Raw genomic sequence first — 20566 nt, 5'->3', positions numbered from 1 at the left:
CCCTGGTTTGCGTTCCGCCCGAGATCGTCAACACTGGGCTGGTGCGCAGGGAACAGAACGGGTACGGCGCGCTCGCCGGAGTCGTCGCCGCCGCGGTCGCGATCGGCACCGCCGAACTGGTCGCCACCGCCACCGGAGCCAGTTCCGCCCCGCTGGTCGCGGTCGGCGCGGTTGTGGTCGATCTTGTACCCGAGCCGCTGAAACAGTTCGCCATCGACGTCTTCGACGTACACGACAAACTCGCGCTGCTGGTCGGCACCGGGGTGCTGCTGGCCGGGTTCGCCGCGCTGATCGGCATCCGCGCGCTCCGTGCCCCGCTGGTCGGCCACGCCGGCATCGCCGCCTTCGGGCTGATCGGCGCGGTCGCGGCGCTGACCCGGCCGGGCGCGGGTCCCACCGCCACGCTGCCCTCTCTCCTCGGCGCCGCACTCGCCGTCGGGGTGCTCCACCGGCTGCGCCTGATCCTGGTGCCGAGGCCCTGGCCGGACGCCCCGATGGCGGTACCCGCCGAGCCGGTCCTCCTCGTGCCCGCCCGGTCCGACCAGGCAGAGCGCGGCCCGGCCGACCGGGGCTGGGAGCGCGACGGTGCGAACGGGGAGCGGACCGTCGAGGGCTGGGAGCGGGCTACCCCGGGCGAGGAGCGGGACGGTGAGCCGCGGCGGCGGTTCCTGACCGGGGCCGGCGTGCTGCTCGGTACCGCCGCGGTGGCCGGCTTCGGCGGGCGTTGGCTCGCCACCCGACGTGGGGTGTCGGACGCCCGCGCGGCGCTGACCCTGCCCGCACCGGCCAGCCCGGCCCCGCCGGTGCCGGCCGGGGCCGATCTCGGGCTGACCCAGGTCGCCCCGTTCACCACGCCCAACTCGCGGTTCTACCGGATCGACACCGCGCTGGTGCTGCCCCAGGTCGACCCGGAGACGTGGCAACTGCGAATCCACGGCCGGGTACGGAACCCGATCACGCTGAGCTACGCGGAACTGCTCGACCGGCCGTTGATCGAGCGCGACATCACCCTCGCGTGTGTCTCCAACGAGGTGGGCGGGGACCTGGTCGGCAACGCGCGTTGGCTCGGCGTACCGCTGAAGGACCTGCTCGACCAGGCCGGGCCGCTCGACGACGCCGACCAGGTGGTGGGCCGCTCCGTCGACGGCTGGACCTGCGGCACCCCGACGGCGGTGCTGCGCGACGGCCGCGACGCCATGCTGGCGGTCGGCATGAACGGGGAGCCGCTGCCGATCAGGCACGGCTTCCCGGTCCGGGTCGTGGTGCCCGGCCTGTACGGCTACGTCTCGGCCTGCAAGTGGGTGGTGGAGCTGGAGCTGACCCGGTTCTCCGACTTCGACGCCTACTGGGTGCCGCGTGGCTGGTCGGCGCGGGGCCCGATCAAGACCCAGTCGCGGATCGACACGCCCCGGGCCCGCAACCGGCTGGTCGCCGGGCCGATCATCGTGGGCGGGGTGGCCTGGGCCCAGCACCGTGGCGTCCGGCAGGTCGAGGTGCAGGTCGACGACGAACCATGGCAGCCGGCCACGCTCGCGCCGACGGTCTCGATCGACACCTGGTCGCAGTGGTCCTGGCGCTGGCAGGCTACCCCCGGCGAGCACACCCTCCGGGTACGCGCGACCGACGCCACCGGCGCGACCCAGTCCGGTCAGCCCAGACCGGTGGCTCCGGATGGCGCCACCGGTTGGCACAGCGTGCGGGTGACGGTCGGCTGAGGCCGAGCCGGGTCAACCCGGTGCGACCAGTCCGGCCCCAGTCGGGGGCGAACGGCGGTCAGCTCGCGGCGCGTTGGGACGGCACGGTCGAGTGGAACGGGCGACCGAGCCGGGCCTCCAGCCGGGCGATGTCGACCCGGGTCCGGCGCCGGTCGGCGAGGTCCTCCCAGCCGACCGCGAGCAGTCGCAGCCGCTCCGACTCGCTGAAACCACCCCAGACGCCGTACGGCTCGCGTACGGTCAGCGCGTGCGCGGCGCACTCGGGTCGTACCGGGCAGGTCCCGCAGACCTTCTTGGCCCCGGCCTCCCGGCGGTTCCGGGACGCCCCACGCTCACCGTCGGGATGGAAGAACTGCGCGGTGTCGCGCCCCCGGCAGGCACCGAACCGTTGCCACTCCCACAGATCGACGATGGGTCCGGGCAGTCTGCGTACGTTCGACATCTGCAACCCTCCTCCCGCGGCACCACGGCGGACATCGGACACCAAGGCCGGCGTCCCGGGCGGCGGGCCGCGTGGACACGCCCGGTTCCGGCCTCGGTTCGGCGATACCCAGCCCGCCCGCGAATCACACGTGTTCGGGGTCGGCAACCTGATCATTTCTGTCCCCGATCGGACCGGACGGTGCCGGTGGTCCGACCCCGACGGACCGCCCAGCGGACGCCACCAGGGGTGCAAGCCCGTGTAACCGGCCCGAAGGGGCAAAAACTTTCCTTTCCATCAGCCGGAAACTCGTCGTGATCAGGGGCGGTCGTGGTCTGCTCGTAGAGGGAAAGGAGACCACCGTGCGTACTGTCCTCGTCTGTGTCCGGACACCGCTCGCGGCGCAGAGCGTCGCGTCCGCCGCGGCCCGGCTCGGGCTGGGGGCCGTGGTGCGTACGGCGATCTCCGACCCGGAGGTGATGTTGCGACTCTCCGAGCGCCCGGCGGACGTGCTGCTGGTCGACACCGCGCTCACCCGACCGGACAGCGTCGGTTTCACCCGGCGGGTGCTGGCCCGTGCGCCGGGCGCGGCGATCCTGCTCCTCGGCGCCGAGGAGCCCGGGGTGGCGGCGGCGGTGATCGCGGCCGGTGGCCGGGGGCTGCTGCCCGGCACCGACCAGGACCTGGTGAGCGTGGTGGCGAAGGCGATGCTGCTGCTGAGCACCCCGGGCCGGGGTGGCCGGGGCACCGGACTGGCTGGCAGCGGCGGCGCGACCGCCGCGCCGTTGCCGGCGGAGGTGGCCGGTGGCAGTGGTCGGGCCACGGCCGGCTCCCGACTGCCGACCCGTCCCGGCGCGGTGCCGACCGGCACCGCCCCGATCACAACCGGGCCCGGCGCGGGCGAACCCGGTGACCCGGCCGACGATTCCGCTCCCGGCGGACAGCCGGCCGGGCCGACGGTGGTCCCGGTCCAACGGGGCGAGGACGCCCCCGGTACGCCCGGCGACCAGCGGGTGGGCGACGAGGACGAGCCGACGGCCGGGGAGGGTCAGGATCCCCGGAGCAACGTGCCACCGGAGAACCGTTTTGCCGGACCGCGTCGTGGTGACCCGGCCAGCGGCTACGGCCGACCGGCCGCCGCCGGTGCGGGCGCCCCCGGCGGTCCGTCGCGTCGGGCCGGGCTCACCGAGCGGGAACTACAGGTGCTGCTCGGCATGGCGGACGGCAAGAGCAACGCGGAGATCGGTCGCGAACTCTTCGTCTCCGAGGACACCGTCAAGACCCACGCCCGCCGGCTGTTCCGCAAGCTCGGCGCCCGGGACCGGGCGCACGCGGTCGCGGCCGGATTCCGCGCCGGCCTGGTGGCGTAGTCCCATTTGTTCTCCTGGCCGAACCCGGGGAGGTTCTCCTGGCCGGAGCCGGTCAGGCCGTCTGGCCCGGCTCGTCGTCGTCGGTCCCCTCGGCCAGGGTGTCATGCACCCCGTCGGCGTAACCACGGGCGTATTCCCAGGTCACGTAGTGATCGGGGTCGGGATCGAAGGCCGGCTCGTGCACCCGTGGCCGCCCCGAGCTGAGCAGGTGCCGGAGGTTGCCCCGGAGCAGGTCCCAGTCGAAGTAGTGCGGCTCGTGGCAGTCCTCACACTCGATCACCAGCCCACGGACGCCGGTCGGCCCCAGCAGCGCCTGGTAGATCTCCAGGTCGGCGAGGTCTTCCAGGACATCCTGGCGCTCGACCTCGGAGAGCGGATCAAGCTGGGCGTCCTCCGCAGGGTCGTCCAGTCCCGCCGACGGGTCGGCGGGGTCACCGTTGAACGGGTCGATCGGCTCGTCGTGCACCCCCCCACCGTAGTCGTAACCGCACCTGTCGCGCCCACCCTCGTCACCCGGCCCGTCGCGCCCGCTGCCGGGCCGGTCCGTGACGTCCGGTGCCGGGCCGGTCCGTGACGCCCGGCACCGGGGGCTGCCCCGCCGCCGACGGCGGACGCGGCGCGGGTCACCCGGGCGTACCGCCCGCTCCTGCCGGGCCACCGCAGCTCACTGGGTACGATGAACCATCGCGCCGCGACGTACGGGCACGCCCGACGTGTGCGCCCACGGCACCCGGCCAAGCCCGATCAAGCCCGACCCACCAGCTCAGGGGAGAACTCGTGGACCACTCACCCGCCACCGATCTTCCGACGGGCGGCGACGCCGACCAGTTCGGCGGGCTCGTGCCCGAGCTGCCCTCCGGCTCCGCCCGCGCGGTCCCGCTCGGCCTCACCTTCGATGACGTGCTGCTACAGCCGGCCGAGTCGGACATCGTGCCCAGCAAGGTCAACACGCTCACCCGGATGACCCGCAACGTCTCCATCGCCATCCCGCTGCTGTCCAGCCCGATGGACACGGTGACCGAGGCCCGGATGGCGATCGCGATGGCCCGTCAGGGTGGCATCGGCGTACTGCACCGCAACCTGTCGATCGAGGACCAGGCGCTCCAGGTCGACCTGGTCAAGCGCTCCGAGGCGGGCATGGTGACCAACCCGGTCACCTGTAGCCCGGACGACACCCTGCGGGACGTGGACGCGCTCTGCGGGCGTTACCGGATCTCCGGGGTGCCGGTGACCGACGCCGAGGGTGCCCTGGTCGGCATCGTCACCAACCGGGACATGCGCTTCGTGACCGACGGCGACACCCCGGTCCGCGACATCATGACCCGGATGCCGCTGGTCACCGCGACCGTCGGGGTGACCAAGGACGAGGCCCTGGAGCTGCTCCGCCAGCACAAGGTCGAGAAGCTGCCGATCGTCGACAACAACGGCCGGCTGCGCGGGCTGATCACGGTCAAGGACTTCGCCAAGAGCGAGCAGTTCCCGAACGCCACCAAGGACGACGCCGGACGGCTCCGGGTCGCGGCGGCGGTCGGGGTCGGCGAGGACTCGTACAAGCGGGCCCGGACCCTGGTCGACGCGGGTGTGGACGTGCTGATCGTGGACACCGCCCACGGCCACCAGCGGGCCGTGCTGGAGATGGTCACCCGGCTGAAGAAGGACACCGCGGTCGACGTGATCGGCGGCAACGTGGCCACCTTCTCCGGGGCGAAGGCCCTGGTCGAGGCGGGCGCCGACGCGGTCAAGGTCGGTGTCGGGCCGGGCGCCATCTGCACCACCCGGGTGGTCGCCGGGGTCGGCGTGCCGCAGATCACCGCGATCATGGAGGCGGTCCGCGCCGCCCGCCCGGCCGGCGTGCCGGTCATCGCCGACGGCGGCATCCAGTACTCGGGCGACATCGCCAAGGCGATGGTCGCCGGCGCCGACACGGTGATGCTCGGCAGCCTGCTCGCCGGTTGCGAGGAGAGCCCCGGCGACCTGCTCATCATCAACGGCAAGCAGTACAAGGCGTACCGGGGGATGGGGTCGCTGGGCGCGATGCAGTCGCGCGGCCAGGCCCGGTCGTACTCCAAGGACCGCTACTTCCAGCAGGACGTGACCAGCGAGGAGAAGCTGGTGCCGGAGGGTGTCGAGGGGCAGGTGCCGTACCGTGGCCCGCTGGTCTCGGTCGCCCACCAGCTCATCGGTGGCCTCCGGCTGGCGATGGGGTACGTCGGCGCGGAGAGCATCCCGGAGCTGCACCGCCGGGGCCAGCTCATCCGGATCACCGCGGCCGGGCTCAAGGAGAGCCACCCGCACGACATCCAGATGACCGTCGAGGCCCCGAACTACCACACCCGCTGACCCGCGTCACCGACTCGCCGCCAACCTTCTCACCAGCAGGAGCACCCCATGCGTGACGTGGTCGAAATCGGGCTGGGTAAAACCGCGCAACGCGGTTACCACCTGGACGACATCGCGATCGTGCCGAGCCGTCGTACCCGGGACGTGGACGACGTCTCCACGGCCTGGCAGCTCGACGCCTACCCGTTCCGGATTCCCTGCGTGGGGCATCCGTCCGACGCGACCATGAGCCCGAGCTCGGCGGCGGCCCTCGGCCGGCTCGGCGGTCTGGGCGTGCTTAACGTCGAGGGGCTCTGGACCCGGTACGAGGACCCGACCAAGATCCTGGAGGAGCTGAGCGGGCTCGGTGAGGACGCGAACGCGACCCGCCGCCTCCAGGAGGTCTACGCGGAGCCGATCCGACCGGAGCTGATCACCGAGCGGGTACGCCAGATGCGTGAGGCCGGCGGCACCGTCGCCGTACGGGTGTCGCCGCAGCACACCCTGGCGCTCGCCCCGGTGATCCTCGACGCGGGCGTGGACATCCTGGTGATCCAGGGCACGCTCGTCTCGGCGGAGCACGTCTCCACCACCGACGAGCCGCTCAACCTCAAGGAGTTCATCGCCGACCTCGACCTGCCGGTGGTGGTGGGTGGCTGCACCGACTACAAGACCGCGCTGCACCTGATGCGGACCGGCGCGGCCGGCGTGATCGTCGGTCTCGGCGGCGACGAGTGGTCGACCACCGAGTCGGTGCTCGGCATCCGGGTGCCGATGGCGACCGCGATCGCCGACGCCGCGGCGGCCCGCCGGGACTACCTGGACGAGACCGGCGGCCGGTACGTGCACCTGATCGCCGACGGTGACCTGCGCACCTCGGGCGACATCGCGAAGGCGCTCGGCTGCGGGGCGGACGCGGTGATGCTCGGCGAGCCGCTGTCGCTCTGCGACGAGGCGCCGGCCGGCGGCGCCTGGTGGCACCCGGCGGCCAGCCACCCGGAGCTGCCTCGGGGCGCGTTCGGGGTGGCCGAGGAGTCGCTCGGCTCGATGGAGCGGCTGCTCTACGGTCCGGCCGACGAGCCGGACGGTCAGCAGAACCTCTTCGGTGGGCTGCGTCGGGCGATGGCCAAGTGCGGTTACCGCGACCTGAAGGAGTTCCAGAAGGTCGGCCTCGTGCTCGACCTGGAGCGCTAGCGGATGGTGCGGCGGCGCGGTCCGGAGTGGGTTCCCGCACCGGACCGCGCCGCCGCACCCTAGGCTCGTCGGGTGACTCACGGTCGGTGGTGCGGGGACGGCTCCAGGCGTACGGCGATCGTCGCGGCGGTGCTGGCCGGCGTACTGGCCCTGACGGGCGGCTGCACGGGTTCCCGCGACCCCGGGTCGTCACGGGACGGACGGGGTTTCCAGCCCGGCGCGGACGGCGTCGGTGACCCGTACTTCCCCCGGTACGGCAACGGCGGCTACGACGTCGCCTCGTACGCGCTGAAGCTCCGTTACGACCCGGCCGACGACCGGCTCAGCGGCACCGCCGCGATCACCGCCACCGCCACCGAGGACCTGTCCCGGTTCAACCTCGACCTGGCCGGGCTGACCGTCGCGGGGGTCAGCGTCGACGGGCGCCGGGCCGAGTTCCGGCACGAGGAGACCGAGTTGGTGGTCACCCCGGAGCGGGGGTTGGCCAGGGACGGCCGGTTCACCGTCGAGGTGACGTACGACGGCGTACCGAAGCCGATCGACAGCCCGGACCTCGGCGAGGGCGGCTTCATGGCCACATCGGACGGAGCGATCGCGCTCGGCCAACCCGAGTCGGCCAGCACCTGGTTCCCGGTCAACGACCACCCGACGGACAAGGCCAGCTACGAGATCGCGATCACCGTGCCGCAGGGGCTGAGCGCGCTCAGCAACGGCGTGCCGGGGGAGCGGACGACCGCCGACGGATGGACCACCTGGCACTGGTCGGAGCGGACCCCGATGGCGAGTTACCTGGCCACGCTGGTGATCGGCGACTATCGCGTACGCGACGGCAGCCACGACGGCAAGCCGCTGGTGACGGCGATCGCGGCGAGCCTGCCCGAGGGCGGGTCGGCCGAGGTGTCGTTGAACCGGACCGGCGAGATCGCCGACTTCCTGGCCACCCGGTTCGGCCCGTACCCGTTCGACTCGTACGGCGGCGTCGCGGTCAGCGACCGGCGGATCGGCTACGCGCTGGAGACCCAGTCCCGGCCGGTCTACGGTCCGGCCTTCTTCACCTCCGGTCCGAACGACTCGGTGGTGGCCCACGAACTCGCCCACCAGTGGTTCGGCGACAGCGTGTCGATCCGGCGGTGGAGCGATCTCTGGCTGAACGAGGGCTTCGCCAGTTACGCCGAGTGGCTCTGGGCGGAGCACGACGGCAAGGGCACCGCGCAGCGGGAGTTCGAGCGGGTCTACGCGACCACGGACTGGTCGAAGCCGGCCCTGGACCCGGGTCGCTCGGCGCTCTTCGGCCGGCCGGTCTACCAGCGCGGGGCGCTGGCCGTACACGCGTTGCGGCGGACCGTCGGCGACGAGGCGTTCTTCCGGATCCTGCGGACCTGGACGGCGGAGAAACGGAACGCCAACGTGGTCACCGCCGACCTGGTCACGGTCGCGGAGCGGGTGGCCGGACGGTCGCTGCGGCCGTTCTTCGACGCCTGGCTCACCGGCACCACCGCGCCGCCGCCTCCGCCGCCGGTCTCCTGAACCCGGTACCGGTCCGGAGTCCGGACCACGGCGTCGACCCGCACGTACGGTCGACGGCAGCGGCCCGGCGCCGCCGGTCGCTACCGGGTGACCACGAGTTCGGGGTTCGCCGCCAGGTAGGCGTCGGCCCGGCCGGCGCGCAGCTCGGTGAGGAACCGGGTGCCGACCTGGGTGAGCTGCTCGCCCAGGTACGACCCGCCGCTGCCGACGGAGGCACCGGGCAGCCCGACCAGGGTGATCGTCTCGGGCCGCAGCCCGCTCAGCGCGAACGCGAAGTCGACCACCCGCTGGTCACGTCCGCTGAAGGTGAGCGCCTCGCCGAGCGCCCGCAGCACCTGGTCGAGCCGGTCGGGGTCGCGGGCGAGTTGTTCGCTGACCACCTTCGCCACGATCGCCTTGATGAGCTGCTGCTGGTGCCGCTGGCGGGCGTAGTCGCCGCCGGTGGTGTAGCGCTGCCGGGCGTAGTCCAGCGCCTGCCAGCCGGTGAGGTGCCGGTTGCCCGTCTCGTAGACCATCTGCGGCCCGGCGTAGCCGTCACCGTTGGCGTTGCCCGGCCGGTGCCTGCCGTCGGGCTGCCGGTGTTGGGAGGCGACCTGCTGGTCGACGTAGAGGTCGATCCCGCCGAGGGCGTCCACCAGGTTGTCGAAACCACCGAAGGTGAGTACGGCACTCGCGTCCCATTCGGCGATACCGGTGTAGCGGCTGACGGTCGCCTCGACCAGTTCGAGCCCCTGCTTCGTACTCGGTTTGGCCTTGCCGCCGCTGACCCTGCTGCCGTAACTCATCGCGTGGGTCAGCTTCGTCCGTTCGCCGGGGAACCTCGCCTTGGCGAACGGCGGCACGTCCACCACCAGGTCGCGGGGGAGGGAGAAGAGGTACGCCCGGTCCAGCGTCTCGGCCACGTGCATGATCAGTACGGCGTCGGCGTGCGGCTCCCAGTCCGGCTCGCTGACCCGGGTGTCGACGCCGACCAGCAGCAGGTTGAGCGGCCCCTTCACGTCGGCACCCGGTTCCGGGGTGGGGCTCGGCGTGGGGGAGGCGGTCGGCGGCAGCGGTACGGATCCGCTCGTCGCGTCCCGCTCGGCCGAAGGGCTCCCGCCGGGGCCGCGAAGCGTGTTGGTGATCACGGCGGCACCGGCCACCAGGAGGACACCGACCACGATGCCGGCGGCCCAGGTGATCCTGCGCCGGCTCCGCCAACCGCCTGCCGTTCTACCGGGCCGAGCGTCCGGTCCGTCCCCCGTCGCCCGGTGTTGCCCCGCTCCCGCCATCGTGTCGGCTCCTTCCGGTCGGCCGTGGCCTGCCGCTCGTCGGTCTGCGGTACGCGGCACGGCACCATCCCGCAGTACGCGGTACGGAACTTTCGCCCGGCACCTATTGACAAAACGGCCCCGCATCTACTACTTGAACGTCGGGGTGGCCGGTGAGGTTGCGTGTTCCGCCCGCCGCGATGATCGCGGGCCGGCGGTGGGGTTGCGCGTTCGGTGCGCCGTGATCATCACGGTCCGGCGGTGGGGTTGGGTGTCCCGCCAGCCGCGATTGGCTCCCGATCCGGGTCAGTAGGTAGGCTTCCTGCACATGAGCACGCCGCGCCCCGTCCTGGTGGTTGACTTCGGAGCCCAGTACGCCCAGCTCATCGCCAGGCGGGTGCGGGAGGCCAAGGTCTATTCCGAGATCGTCCCGCACTCGATGCCGGTGGCCGAGATGCTGGCCCGCGATCCTGCCGCGATCATCCTTTCCGGCGGCCCGTCGAGTGTCTACGCCCCCGGCGCCCCGCAGGTCGACCCGAAGCTCTTCGACACCGGGGTGCCGGTCTTCGGCATTTGCTACGGCTTCCAGGCCATGGCCCAGGCGCTGGGCGGCACGGTGGCCCACACCGGTGGGCGGGAGTTCGGCGGCACCCCGCTGAACCCGGCCGGCGACGCCGGGGTGCTGCTGCGTGAGCTGCCGGCCGAGCTGTCGGTCTGGATGAGCCACGGCGACTGCGTGACGGAGGCGCCGGAGGGCTTTGTCGTGACCGCCGCCTCCGCCGGTGCGCCGGTGGCCGCGTTCGAGGACGTCGCCGGTCGGCGGGCCGGGGTGCAGTTCCACCCGGAGGTGGGACACACCGCGCACGGGCAGAGCATGCTGACCCGCTTCCTCTACGACATCGCCGGGATCGAACCGACCTGGACCCCGGCCAACATCATCGACGAGCAGGTGGCCGAGATCCGGGCCCGGGTCGGCGACAAGGAGGTCATCTGCGGCCTCTCCGGCGGGGTCGACTCGGCGGTCGCCGCCGCGCTGGTCCACCGTGCGGTCGGCGACCAGCTCACCTGTGTCTTCGTCGACCACGGCCTGCTGCGGGCCGGCGAGGCCGAGCAGGTCGAGAAGGACTACGTCGCGGCGACCGGGATCAAGCTGAAGGTGGTCGACGCCGCCGACCGGTTCCTCGGCGCGCTGGCCGGGGTGACCGATCCGGAGCAGAAGCGCAAGATCATCGGTCGGGAGTTCATCCGGGTCTTCGAGGCCGCCGCCCGTGAGGTGGCCGCCAGCGGAGACGTCGAGTTCCTGGTCCAGGGCACGCTCTACCCCGACGTGGTGGAGTCCGGTGGCGGCACCGGCACGGCCAACATCAAGTCCCACCACAACGTCGGCGGCCTGCCGGACGACCTGAAGTTCGCGCTGGTGGAGCCGCTGCGCACGCTCTTCAAGGACGAGGTGCGGGCGCTCGGTGTGGCGTTGGGCCTGCCCGAGGAGATGGTCTGGCGGCACCCGTTCCCGGGGCCGGGGCTGGCCATCCGGATCATCGGCGCGGTGGACCGCGAGCGGCTCGACCTGCTCCGCGCGGCCGACCTGATCGCCCGCGAGGAGCTGAGCGCGTCCGGGCTGGACCGCGAGGTCTGGCAGTTCCCGGTGGTGCTGCTGGCCGACGTACGCAGCGTCGGGGTGCAGGGCGACGGGCGCAGTTACGGACACCCGGTGGTGCTCCGCCCGGTCTCCAGCGAGGACGCGATGACCGCGGACTGGTCGCGGCTGCCGTACGACCTGATCGCGCGGATCTCCACCCGGATCACCAACGAGGTGCCGGAGGTGAACCGGGTGGTTCTCGACGTCACCAGCAAGCCCCCGGGCACCATCGAGTGGGAGTAGCCCCACCCGGCCGACGGGGGCGGCGCCGTCCCGGTCACGCCGACGGCGGGACCGGGGGTGTGCCGGGAGCGGGCTGCTGCCAGCCCTGGGCCGGTGGCGTCCAGCCGGGCGCGGGGTAGGGCCAGGCCGGTGCGTCGGCCGGCTCGGCCGGCATCAGGAACCACATCACCGGGTAGGCGAGCAACGCGAGGCCCCCGGTGAGCACCACGGAGACGGCGAAGATCACCCGGACCAGGGTCGGGTCGACGGCGAAGTAGCGGCCGAGGCCGCTGGCCACACCGGCGATCATCCGGTCCGTGGTCGGCCGGCGTAGCTGCCGGTACGGCGGCTGCCGCGACGGGTCGCGCAACGGCGGAGCCTGCTGCGGTCCCGTCCCGTACGCGGCTCCGTACGGTGGGAGTGGCGGCTGCGGTGCGCCCTGGTGCGTGGGCTGCGGCGGCGGGGTCTGGTGGGTGGGCATCTCGCTCATGTCTCCACGGTCCGCGCCGGAGCCACCGGCTACCTCGGTGACCGCCCGGATGCCTACCCTGACTGTCCCCCGAAAGTGTGGCCAACTGTCAGGAATCCGACTCTGTTCATCGGCCCGGAGCATGATCCGGGGAGAATTTGGCCCTGTGACCCCTGCGCTTGAGCCGATTCGTAGGATCGCGGCCTACGCCGTTTGTACAGATTCCGAGGACCGGGTGCTGCTGGTACGCGCCTCGTCCCGGTCGGGCACTCCCGGCGTGTGGTCGCTGCCGGGCGGTGCGGTCGACCACGGTGAAGATCCCAACCACACCGTCGTCCGGGAGACCGCCGCCGAGACCGGCCTCTCGGTCTCGGTCTCCGGCCTGATCGACGTCTTGGCCGACATGCGCTCCCTGCCGCAGCGCGGCGTCACCATCCACACCGACCGGCTGCTCTACCGGGTCTCGGTCCGGGGCGGCACGCTCTGCGACCGGATCGGTCAGCCGACCGATCTCGCCCGCTGGCACAGCCTGGACGAGGCGAAGCAGTTGCCGCTGCGCCCGTTCACCGCCCAGGCGCTGGAACTGCCGCCGGGCTCGATCGACCTCGCTCCCGACGAGGCACCGGACTTCCCGTCGTTCTACGCCGTACCGGGGCCGGACGGGCTGCACCGGGCGCAGCGGTTCGCCGCGTACGCGGTCGCCACCGACCCGGCTGGCCGGGTGCTGCTGACCCGGGTCGCGGACGGGTATCCGGGCGCCGGTTGCTGGCACCTGCCCGGCGGCGGCACCGACTACGGCGAGCAGCCGGGCGCGGCGCTCATCCGTGAACTGGTCGAGGAGACCGGCCAGCGGGGTCGCCTGGTCGAGCTGCTCGGGGTGGCGAGCCACCGGGACGCCGCCTCGCTCGGCCCGGAGGGCTACCCGATCGACTGGCACGGCGTACGCGCCTTCTACCGGGTCGCGGTGGACAAGCCCGCGCCGCCGACGGTCGGCGACGTCGGCGGGTCGACCTCCGAGGCGCGCTGGTTCGGCCCGGACGAGTTGGAGGCGCTTCCGGCCGAGCGGCTCACCGAGGTGACCGCCGAGGCGGTGCAGGCGGCCCGCCGCCCCTGACCACCCCGCACACCCGTAAGGAAGGGCCCCTTGTTAACGCTATGCGTTAACAAGGGGCCCTTCCTTGCACGGGTGCCGGTGGGGTGGGTGCGGGGCTAACCTCGTGATCGACGGTGATCGGGACGGGGTGAGGTGCTGATGCTGCGGCGGCGGATCGGGGCGTACGGGCTGTGCCGGGACGACGACGGGCGGGTGCTGCTGGTCCGGTCGTCCGAGCGGGCGGAGGTCGCCGGCATCTGGCAGTTGCCCGGCGGCGGGGTCGCGCAGGGTGAGCACCCGGCGACAACCCTGACCCGGGAGTTCGGCGCGGAGACCGGTCTGCGGATCGAGGTCGGCGAGGTGCATTCGGTGCTGGCCGAGGTGAGCCGGCTGGGCGGGCCGGACGTCCGGGTGCACACCGATCGGATCGTCTACCGGGTCCGCCCGACCGGCGGCGCGCTGCGTGCCGAAATTTCCGGCAGCACGGATCAGGTCGCCTGGGTGCGTCCGGAGGAGCTGGCCGACCTGCCGCTGATGCCGTTCACCGCCGAGCTGCTCGGTCGGCCGGTCGAGCCGCTGCCGGAACCGCCGCCGGGTGCCGTACGTCGGCCGTTGCCGGCGCCACCGGCCGACACCGGCCAGCGCTTCGCCGCGTACGGGCTGGTGACCGATCCGACCGGCCGGGTGCTGCTCACGTTGATCGCGGACGGGTACCCGGGCGCCGGTCGCTGGCACCTCCCCGGCGGTGGCACGGACCACGGCGAGCAGCCGGCCGCCGGGTTGCTCCGGGAGCTGGTGGAGGAGTCCGGTCAGCTCGGCCGGATCACCGACCTGATCGATGTCACCCACCTGCACAACCGTGCCGCCCGGGGGCCGGAGGGTCGGCCGATGGACTGGCACAGCGTACGGGCGATCTACCGGGTCGAGGTGGACGTGCCGACCGAGGCGCGGGTCACCGAGGCGCCGGGTGGATCGACCGCCGTGGCTGCCTGGTTCCCGTTGGCTGAGGCGTTGGAGCGGCCGTTGACCGACGTCGCGGCCCTGGCACTGGAGCGCCTGGCAGGCAAAACATCGCCGAAATGACCGTTGTGGATGATTCCGATACACTGGTCCGGCGGCTCTACGGCGGCGTGTCGGAGGGATAGCACCCGAGATACGGCCTTTGGGTGGATCGAGTGGTTTGCGGCAAATGCTTCACCGCCAGCTATCGCCAAGGCGCTTCCCTCTGTGCGATGGTGTAGGCCGCAAAAGCTTGCCGGCCAACAACCCAAGGACCCCGGCATGAGCTGGCCGGGTCGCCACCTCCGGTGGCGGTCGAGTCGATCGGGTGATGGAGGAAACGTGCCGAGAGCCCCTTGGCGTCGGCGTCATACGACGGACAATCCGCGTCCGGCAGGGCGTCGCTGGACCGGGCAGTTGCGCCGTGGCGGTGCCTTCGCACGGCAGGTGCTACTGGTCCGAGTCGCGCGTCGGGACGACGAGCGGGGCGGCATGACCGCCACTGTCGTCCGGCCCGAGACGGACTACCCCTCCGGTCCACGGACCCAGTTCCCGAAGCACTACGGGATCGACCGGTTGACCGAGGCGGAGTTCGACGCGGTCGTACCGGTCAGTCCCGCGATCGGCCCGGTCGGTCCGGTCGACGACGCGGCCCAGCCGATGGCGATCCCGCTGCTCCCCGGGGACCGGACCATCGCCCGTCGACTCAAGTTCGCCCTGGTCAACGGCTGCACCCTGGCCAGCCTCTCGCTGGGCATGCTGGCCATCTTCCTGGCCATGCGGGGCGACGAACGTACGGCGGCGTTCTGCCTGATCGCCTGCGTGGTCTTCGACGGGCTCGACGGGGCGCTGGCCCGCCGGCTCGGGGTGGCCAGCCCGTTCGGTGCCCAGATGGACTCGCTGGCCGACATGTGCTCGTTCGGCCTCGCCGCGCCGGTGGTGGTCTACGCCTCGCTCGCCGGCACGGTCTCGACCCCGGCGGCGGCGGTCGCCTGTGCCCTGGTGGCCGCCTGCGCCGCGATCAGGCTGGCCCGGTTCAACGTCTCGCCGAAGGACGGCCGGTTCTTCTGCGGCGTGCCGACCACGATGGCCGCCGCGGTGCTCGCCCTGGTCGTCCTGATCGGGCTGCCGGTCCCTGGCACCTTCCAGGTCGCCGGGGTCGGGCTGCTGGCCTTCGCGATGGTCTCCAGCTTCCCGTACGCCAAGCTCGCCCGGCTGGTCAAGCTGCCGCCGTGGGTGTACCTGGCGCCGGTGATCGGTGCCCTGGTCGACGTCCGGCTCACCTTCGCGCTGCTGGTCGTCGGTTACCTGGCCAGCGGCCCGCTGCTCTGGCTGCGCCAGCGCCACACGGCCTGACCCGGAGCAGTTCCATCAAGCAAGGGATCCAGCCGTTCCACCACGCACGCTGATCCAGCAGTTCCACCACGCACACGTCGGAAGGCATTCAGGGCACCCCGGAAGAATCCGGGGTGCCCTGAGCGCGCTTGGCGCCGGTCCGTCAGCGCCAGCGCGCGATCAGCGACGAGCCGCCGATCACCCGGTCGCCGGGCCCCACCATCGGGTCGGCCGCCTCGGCCGGCAGATAGACATCGGTACGCGAGCCGAACCGGATCAACCCGATCCGCTCACCCCTGGCCAGCAGGGTTCCGACCGGTGCGCGCTGGACGATCCGGCGGGCGATCAGGCCGGTACGCTGCGCCACCACCACCGTGCCGTGCTCGGTGTCCAGCACGGTGTACGCGGCGACGTTGTGTTCCGCGTCCGGCTTCATCGCGGCGGCGAAGCCCCCGTCGGCGACAAAATAGTCGACCACCTTGCCGGCCACCGGCGACCGGTTGACGTGCACGTCGAGTACGGAGAGGAAGACCGCGACCCGGAGGAACTCGCCATCGCCGAACCGCTCGTCGGTCAGCCGCTCGACCGAGAGCACCCGACCGTCGGCGGCGGCGACCACGGCGGACTCGTCCTCCGGCAGGTCTCGTTCCGGGTCCCGGAAGAACGCCGCCACCGGCGCGGCGGCGAGCGCCGGGATCAGCCAGAGCCGCGACTTCGGTCGGGTGAGCTTGGTGAGCGCGGCCAGGCCGAGCGCGATGCCGGCGGCGGCCACCCCGTTGGAGTCGATGTGCATGTCACGGGTGATCGGCACGCTGGACGGTCGGTACGCGGGAGCGAGTCGCGCGGCGGTCGCCGTCTCCGCCGGGGTGAACCGCAGCCGGTGCACCCGTACCGGGGGCTGGTTGCGCAGGACCAGGTCGCTGCCGACACCGAACAGGGCCGCCTGCCGATCGAGTTCGGCACCGGCTCCCGAGGTCCGGCCGGGCAGCGCCGGTGCGGCCACGGTCAGCACGCCGCCCTTGCCGACCAGATCGGCCAGTTCGGTGAGCGCCGCCCGGGTCTCGTCGACGCTGCCGGTGAACGGGGTGGCGACCAGCACGATCTCCGCGGGCTCGGCGTCGGCGAGAGTGTCGACCACGCTCACCCGGTCGGCCACCCACGATCCCTGGGTGACGACCTGCGTACGTAGCCGCTCCGCGTCCTCCGGCCGGGCCGGCACGACGGTCAGCTTGTCGCCGGGAAGCAGGGCGGCGGTGGCCGCGCCGAGGACCGCCGAGTCCGCCTCCGCCCCGACCAGGAGCGCGGTCTTCGACGCGTGGTGTCGGGCCAGTTCGGCGGTGAGCGTGCGGGCGGCCCGCTCGCCGAGGCGGACCGGACCCTGCGGACCGGGGGTGGGCACGGCGGGGGACTGGGTCATCGGGGGCGAACTCCTCGGTGGGTTGAAGGCGGGAGAGCGCGACTCGTCCCGGCGGGGCCGTAACCGGGCACTGACGCGGACCGGCCGGCGGAGGGGAAACCTCCGCCGGCCAGTTTATGCGCGCCCCGTCCAGGGCCACAGCGATCGGTATCAGTCCCGATGATCGTCGGGCCGGGGCCGGTCGTCGTCGAACGTCGGCGGGGCGGAGACCGGTTCGGTCCTGACCGGTCCCGTTCCGCCCGATCCTGCCCCGGCCGGTGCCGACGACCGGCCGGAACGCAGTGCGCCGAGCAGGCCGAGCACACCGATCAGGATCAGTCCACCGGCGAGCATCCAGCCCACCGCCGGCAGTGCGAAGTCGAGGAACTGGGCGGCCAACCACCAGCCGGCGATCGCCAGGAAGATCAGCGCGAACGTGAGGGAGACCCCGTCGGTCCGGTGCGCCTTCATCGGTAGACCTCCGCATCACCAGCGTTGACGTGCAGGAACAGGCGGAGTTTGCCGCCACCGGCGCCGTCCGCGCCCAGGTCGGTGACCTGACGGGACGGGTTGTTCACCCCGCTCCACCGCTCGCCGAAGATGCGCGCGTCTCCCGCGTTCACCTCCGCGTTGGTGGTCACGTCCACGTCCGCCGGCACGATCACCTGGAGCCTGCCGAAGTTGACCTGCACCGTCACCTGTACGTCCCGGTCGGTGAAGTCGACGCTGCGCAGGTCGAGCGTGCCGTCGCCGAAGTTGTTCTCGTAGCGGGTCGCCAGGTCGTCCACGCTTGCCGGGGACCAGACCTCCCGGGCACCCGGGCTGCTCGACGGCTGGACCGACTCGGCGATCGTCGAGATGCCGAGTGCGGCGGAGGCGATCAGCCCGAGCGCGATCAGCCACCGGGCCCGGCCGAGCCAGGCGCCGACCAGGAGCCCGAGCGCGATGGTGATGAGCGCCGCCGCGAAGTAGGCGGAGGGCTTGACCTCGACCTGGTTGGAGATGTCCAGGATCACCACCAGCCCCATCGCCACGAAGATCAGCGAGAACGTGGCGGCGCCGAGGGCGGAGCGTTCACGAGGCGGCTTGGGCGGCTTCGGGGCCTTCGCCGGGGACGGCCGGTAGCCGGGTGGGAAGGGACCCGAGCCGGCGTACGGGCCGTGCGGTGCGAACGGCGGCCGATAGCCGCCCGGCGTGGGCCCGCTCGCCATCGGGTTGGGCGGGTCGGTCGGTGCCGGGCCGGGCACCGGCGGCCAGCCGGCCGGCGGCGTACCGGGCGGACCCGAGGCCGGCGGCGCGGTTACCGGGCCGCCGGGACCGGGGTACGCCGCAGCGGAGTACGCCGCGGTCGGGCCGGTAGGGTGTCCGGGGTGGGTCTGCGGTGCCGGGCGGTACCAGTCCGGGTACGGGCCGGCGGCTCCGGCCGGAGCACCGCCGGCCGGTGCGAAGGGCGGGGTGACGAAGGCCGGTCCGGGTGTGGACGACGGACCCTGGGAGCCCGTGTCGCGGGCGTTCCGGTTGAGCAGCAGCGCCCCGCCGATCAGGATCGCCGCGCCGAGCATGATGGCCCGGAACGAGTCGGTCACGATCAGCCCGAACAGCGCCGCCACCAGCACCCCGAGGATGATCACCGTCACCGGGGACATGCTCGACCGACCCCGGCCGAGCATCGACTCCACCGGCGAGGCGCTGTCCCCCTCGGCGGGGATCACCAGCCAGGCGGCCAGGTAGACCAGCACGCCGATGCCACCGAAGAAACCCAGTACGGCGAGGAGCACCCGCCAGAGGATCGGATCGGTGTTGGTGGCCCGGCCGATCGCCGCGCAGACCCCGGCGAGGTAGCGCCCGTCGCGGGGCCGGACCAGGCCGTACCGGGAGGTGAAGCCGGCCGGGCCGGTGGGCGGCGGGCCGGGCGGGGGAGCGTACCCCCAGGGGGGTGGTGGGGTGCCACCCGGCGGCGGCGGTCCGCCGGCCGGTGGTGTCGGGTCGGGCCGGGTCGGTTCGTCCGCGCCGGGCGGGGTGTCGGCCCCACCGGCGGTCGTGGGCGAAGATGCCGGACCGGGCAGCGGAGGCTGCGGCGGATCGGCGCTCTCCGTCGGGGCCGGTCGTCGTGACGCGGCAGCTTCTTCGGTCATGGTTCCGAGTTTCGTCCGTCACCGGTCCGAGTGGCCTCCGGCTCGAACCCTGAGCCCACCCTGATAAATCCGGGCGGAAAGGTTCGGGGGCCTCCCCGTGGCCAGGGTGCCCGCCCGCGTGTGACGATCGAATCCGCAGGCCGGCGCCGCCGTGCCTGGCCCGTCCGCCCGTCCGCCCGTCCCAGCACCCCACCAGTCCATAATCGGGCTAATCGGCACAACCAGGGAGTGACCCATCAGCGCCGCCACCGAGCCCCGCCTCTACCGCGCCCGCGACCACCGGATGGTGGCCGGCGTGGCCTCCGGTGTGGCCGAGCATCTCGGGATCTCGGTGGTCCGGGTACGGATCGCCTTCGTGGTGCTGCTCGGCCTCAGTGGGCTGGGGCTGCTGCTGTACGCGGCGTTCTGGGCGGTCGTGCCGGTACGTCCCGGGGACACCGACGATCCACCGCGTCGCGACATCCTGCAACTGCTGCCGTTCGTGGCCATCGGTCTCGGCGTCCTGTTGATCCAGTCGATGGTGTTCGGCTCCACCGGGGTCGCCGGCACCGCCGGCTGGCTGGTCGCCATCATCGCGGTCGGCGCCGGGGTGATCTGGCACCAGTCGACCCCGGAGCGGCGGCGGCAGTGGAGCGAGAACATGCCGGTGCCCTGGCTGGGCGCGGTGCTGGAGGAGAGCGACCGGCGCGCCTTCGTACTCCGGTTCATCGGTGGCGGCCTGCTGGTCGCGGTCGGTGTGGTCGGTGTCGCGGCGGTCTACTCCCCGCAGACGAACTTCGACGCGGTCGCGAACGGGGTGATCTTCGCGCTGGTCGGGCTGGCCGGGGTCGGGGTGGTCGCGGCGCCCGTGCTCTGGCGGATGTTCAACCAGTTGCGGACCGAGCGTGAGGGGCGGATCCGGGAGCAGGAGCGGGCCGAACTCGCCGCGATGGTGCACGACCAGGTTTTGCACACCCTCGCCCTGATCCAGCGCAACGCGGCCGACGTGAAGACGGTGCAACGGCTGGCCCGGGGTCAGGAACGGTCCCTGCGGAGCTGGTTGTACAAGCCGACCGGGTCGCCGACCGAGCGGTTCGCCGCCGCGATCGAGCAGGCGGCCGCCGAGGTCGAGGACACCTTCGCGATCGGTGTGGAGACCGTGGTGGTGGGCGACCGGGAGACCGACGAGCGGATCGGGGCGCTGGTCGCGGCGGCGCGGGAGGCGCTGGTCAACGCCGCCCGGCACGCCAAGGTCGAGACGGTGTCGCTCTACGCCGAGGTCGAGCCCGAGCAGGTGAGCGTCTTCGTACGCGACCGTGGTGCCGGCTTCGACCCGGCTAACGTAGACGATCATCGGCACGGGGTACGTGGCTCGATCATCGGGCGGATGGACCGGCACGGCGGCCGGGCGGAGATCCGCAGTAAGCCGGGCGACGGGACCGAGGTACGGCTGATCATGCCGACCGGCCGGGACAGCGCGGGGTTGGGCAGGGACTGGTAGCC

At 72.6% G+C, this 20566-nt stretch carries 17 protein-coding genes; 10 read left to right on the top strand and 7 right to left on the bottom strand.

Annotation, left to right across the window (positions count from 1 at the left end; translation table 11 throughout):
* Window positions 1-41: 41 nt before the first annotated feature.
* The gene (locus tag ACI2K4_RS12320; protein WP_404510574.1) at window positions 42-1715 is read left to right on the top strand and encodes a molybdopterin-dependent oxidoreductase; all 1674 of its coding nucleotides are present in this window, start codon (window positions 42-44) and stop codon (window positions 1713-1715) included.
* 58 nt (window positions 1716-1773) lie between these two features.
* On the opposite strand, the gene ACI2K4_RS12315 is transcribed toward ACI2K4_RS12320, so the two are convergent.
* On the bottom strand, window positions 1774-2157 hold the full coding sequence (locus tag ACI2K4_RS12315) for a WhiB family transcriptional regulator (protein WP_404510572.1): 384 nt from the start codon (window positions 2155-2157) through the stop codon (window positions 1774-1776).
* A gap of 341 nt (window positions 2158-2498) precedes the next feature.
* Between ACI2K4_RS12315 and ACI2K4_RS12310 the strand changes: the two genes are divergently transcribed.
* Complete coding sequence (locus ACI2K4_RS12310; RefSeq protein ID WP_404510570.1) at window positions 2499-3506, top strand: response regulator transcription factor; 1008 nt, start codon at window positions 2499-2501, stop codon at window positions 3504-3506.
* Window positions 3507-3558: 52 nt separating this feature from the next.
* On the opposite strand, the gene ACI2K4_RS12305 is transcribed toward ACI2K4_RS12310, so the two are convergent.
* A complete protein-coding gene (locus ACI2K4_RS12305; RefSeq protein ID WP_404510568.1) occupies window positions 3559-3972 on the bottom strand; it encodes a DUF5319 domain-containing protein in 414 nt (137 codons plus the stop codon).
* Between the two features lie 311 nt (window positions 3973-4283).
* Here ACI2K4_RS12305 and guaB point away from each other — a divergent pair, with 311 nt between their 5' ends.
* The 3 genes from guaB (at window position 4284) to ACI2K4_RS12290 (ending at window position 8546) form a co-directional block, all read left to right on the top strand.
* Window positions 4284-5846 (top strand): IMP dehydrogenase, encoded by a 1563-nt coding sequence (gene guaB / locus ACI2K4_RS12300; protein ID WP_404510566.1) that lies wholly within the window; start codon window positions 4284-4286, stop codon window positions 5844-5846.
* Between the two features lie 48 nt (window positions 5847-5894).
* The gene (locus tag ACI2K4_RS12295; RefSeq protein WP_404510564.1) at window positions 5895-7019 is read left to right on the top strand and encodes a GuaB3 family IMP dehydrogenase-related protein; all 1125 of its coding nucleotides are present in this window, start codon (window positions 5895-5897) and stop codon (window positions 7017-7019) included.
* 72 nt (window positions 7020-7091) lie between these two features.
* Complete coding sequence (locus tag ACI2K4_RS12290) at window positions 7092-8546, top strand: M1 family metallopeptidase (RefSeq protein ID WP_404510563.1); 1455 nt, start codon at window positions 7092-7094, stop codon at window positions 8544-8546.
* 80 nt (window positions 8547-8626) lie between these two features.
* On the opposite strand, the gene ACI2K4_RS12285 is transcribed toward ACI2K4_RS12290, so the two are convergent.
* Entirely contained in the window at window positions 8627-9817 is a 1191-nt protein-coding gene (locus ACI2K4_RS12285) for an LCP family protein (RefSeq protein WP_404510562.1), read from the bottom strand.
* Window positions 9818-10124: 307 nt separating this feature from the next.
* Here ACI2K4_RS12285 and guaA point away from each other — a divergent pair, with 307 nt between their 5' ends.
* A complete protein-coding gene (guaA, locus tag ACI2K4_RS12280) occupies window positions 10125-11678 on the top strand; it encodes a glutamine-hydrolyzing GMP synthase (RefSeq protein WP_404510561.1) in 1554 nt (517 codons plus the stop codon).
* A gap of 34 nt (window positions 11679-11712) precedes the next feature.
* Here guaA and ACI2K4_RS12275 read toward each other — a convergent pair whose 3' ends face one another.
* A complete protein-coding gene (locus ACI2K4_RS12275; RefSeq protein ID WP_404511771.1) occupies window positions 11713-12027 on the bottom strand; it encodes a PspC domain-containing protein in 315 nt (104 codons plus the stop codon).
* A 265-nt stretch (window positions 12028-12292) separates the two neighbouring features.
* On the opposite strand from ACI2K4_RS12275, the gene ACI2K4_RS12270 reads away from it, so the two are divergent.
* From ACI2K4_RS12270 to ACI2K4_RS12260, 3 genes are all read left to right on the top strand, one after another.
* Window positions 12293-13240: an NUDIX hydrolase gene (locus ACI2K4_RS12270; RefSeq protein WP_404510560.1), complete on the top strand. Its 948-nt coding sequence runs from the start codon at window positions 12293-12295 to the stop codon at window positions 13238-13240.
* 135 nt (window positions 13241-13375) lie between these two features.
* Window positions 13376-14302, top strand: coding sequence for an NUDIX hydrolase (locus tag ACI2K4_RS12265; RefSeq protein WP_404511769.1), 927 nt, complete (start codon window positions 13376-13378; stop codon window positions 14300-14302).
* Between the two features lie 333 nt (window positions 14303-14635).
* Window positions 14636-15574: a CDP-alcohol phosphatidyltransferase family protein gene (locus tag ACI2K4_RS12260; RefSeq protein ID WP_404511767.1), complete on the top strand. Its 939-nt coding sequence runs from the start codon at window positions 14636-14638 to the stop codon at window positions 15572-15574.
* A 142-nt stretch (window positions 15575-15716) separates the two neighbouring features.
* Here ACI2K4_RS12260 and ACI2K4_RS12255 read toward each other — a convergent pair whose 3' ends face one another.
* From ACI2K4_RS12255 to ACI2K4_RS12245, 3 genes are all read right to left on the bottom strand, one after another.
* Window positions 15717-16970 (bottom strand): phosphatidylserine decarboxylase, encoded by a 1254-nt coding sequence (locus tag ACI2K4_RS12255; protein ID WP_404510559.1) that lies wholly within the window; start codon window positions 16968-16970, stop codon window positions 15717-15719.
* A 150-nt stretch (window positions 16971-17120) separates the two neighbouring features.
* Window positions 17121-17420, bottom strand: a complete 300-nt coding sequence (locus ACI2K4_RS12250; RefSeq protein WP_404510558.1) for a hypothetical protein — start codon at window positions 17418-17420, stop codon at window positions 17121-17123.
* Window positions 17417-19084 (bottom strand): PspC domain-containing protein, encoded by a 1668-nt coding sequence (locus ACI2K4_RS12245; RefSeq protein ID WP_404510557.1) that lies wholly within the window; start codon window positions 19082-19084, stop codon window positions 17417-17419. The genes ACI2K4_RS12250 and ACI2K4_RS12245 overlap by 4 nt, the downstream gene beginning before the upstream one ends.
* Before the next feature lie 235 nt (window positions 19085-19319).
* Between ACI2K4_RS12245 and ACI2K4_RS12240 the strand changes: the two genes are divergently transcribed.
* The gene (locus ACI2K4_RS12240; protein WP_404511765.1) at window positions 19320-20564 is read left to right on the top strand and encodes a PspC domain-containing protein; all 1245 of its coding nucleotides are present in this window, start codon (window positions 19320-19322) and stop codon (window positions 20562-20564) included.
* Window positions 20565-20566: the final 2 nt, after the last annotated feature.

It is taken from the genome of Micromonospora sp. NPDC050397 (assembly GCF_044901685.1).
GTDB lineage: Bacteria > Actinomycetota > Actinomycetes > Mycobacteriales > Micromonosporaceae > Micromonospora_G.
Note: the sequence above shows the minus strand (reverse complement) of the source record. Positions and strands in the feature narration are given on the sequence as shown.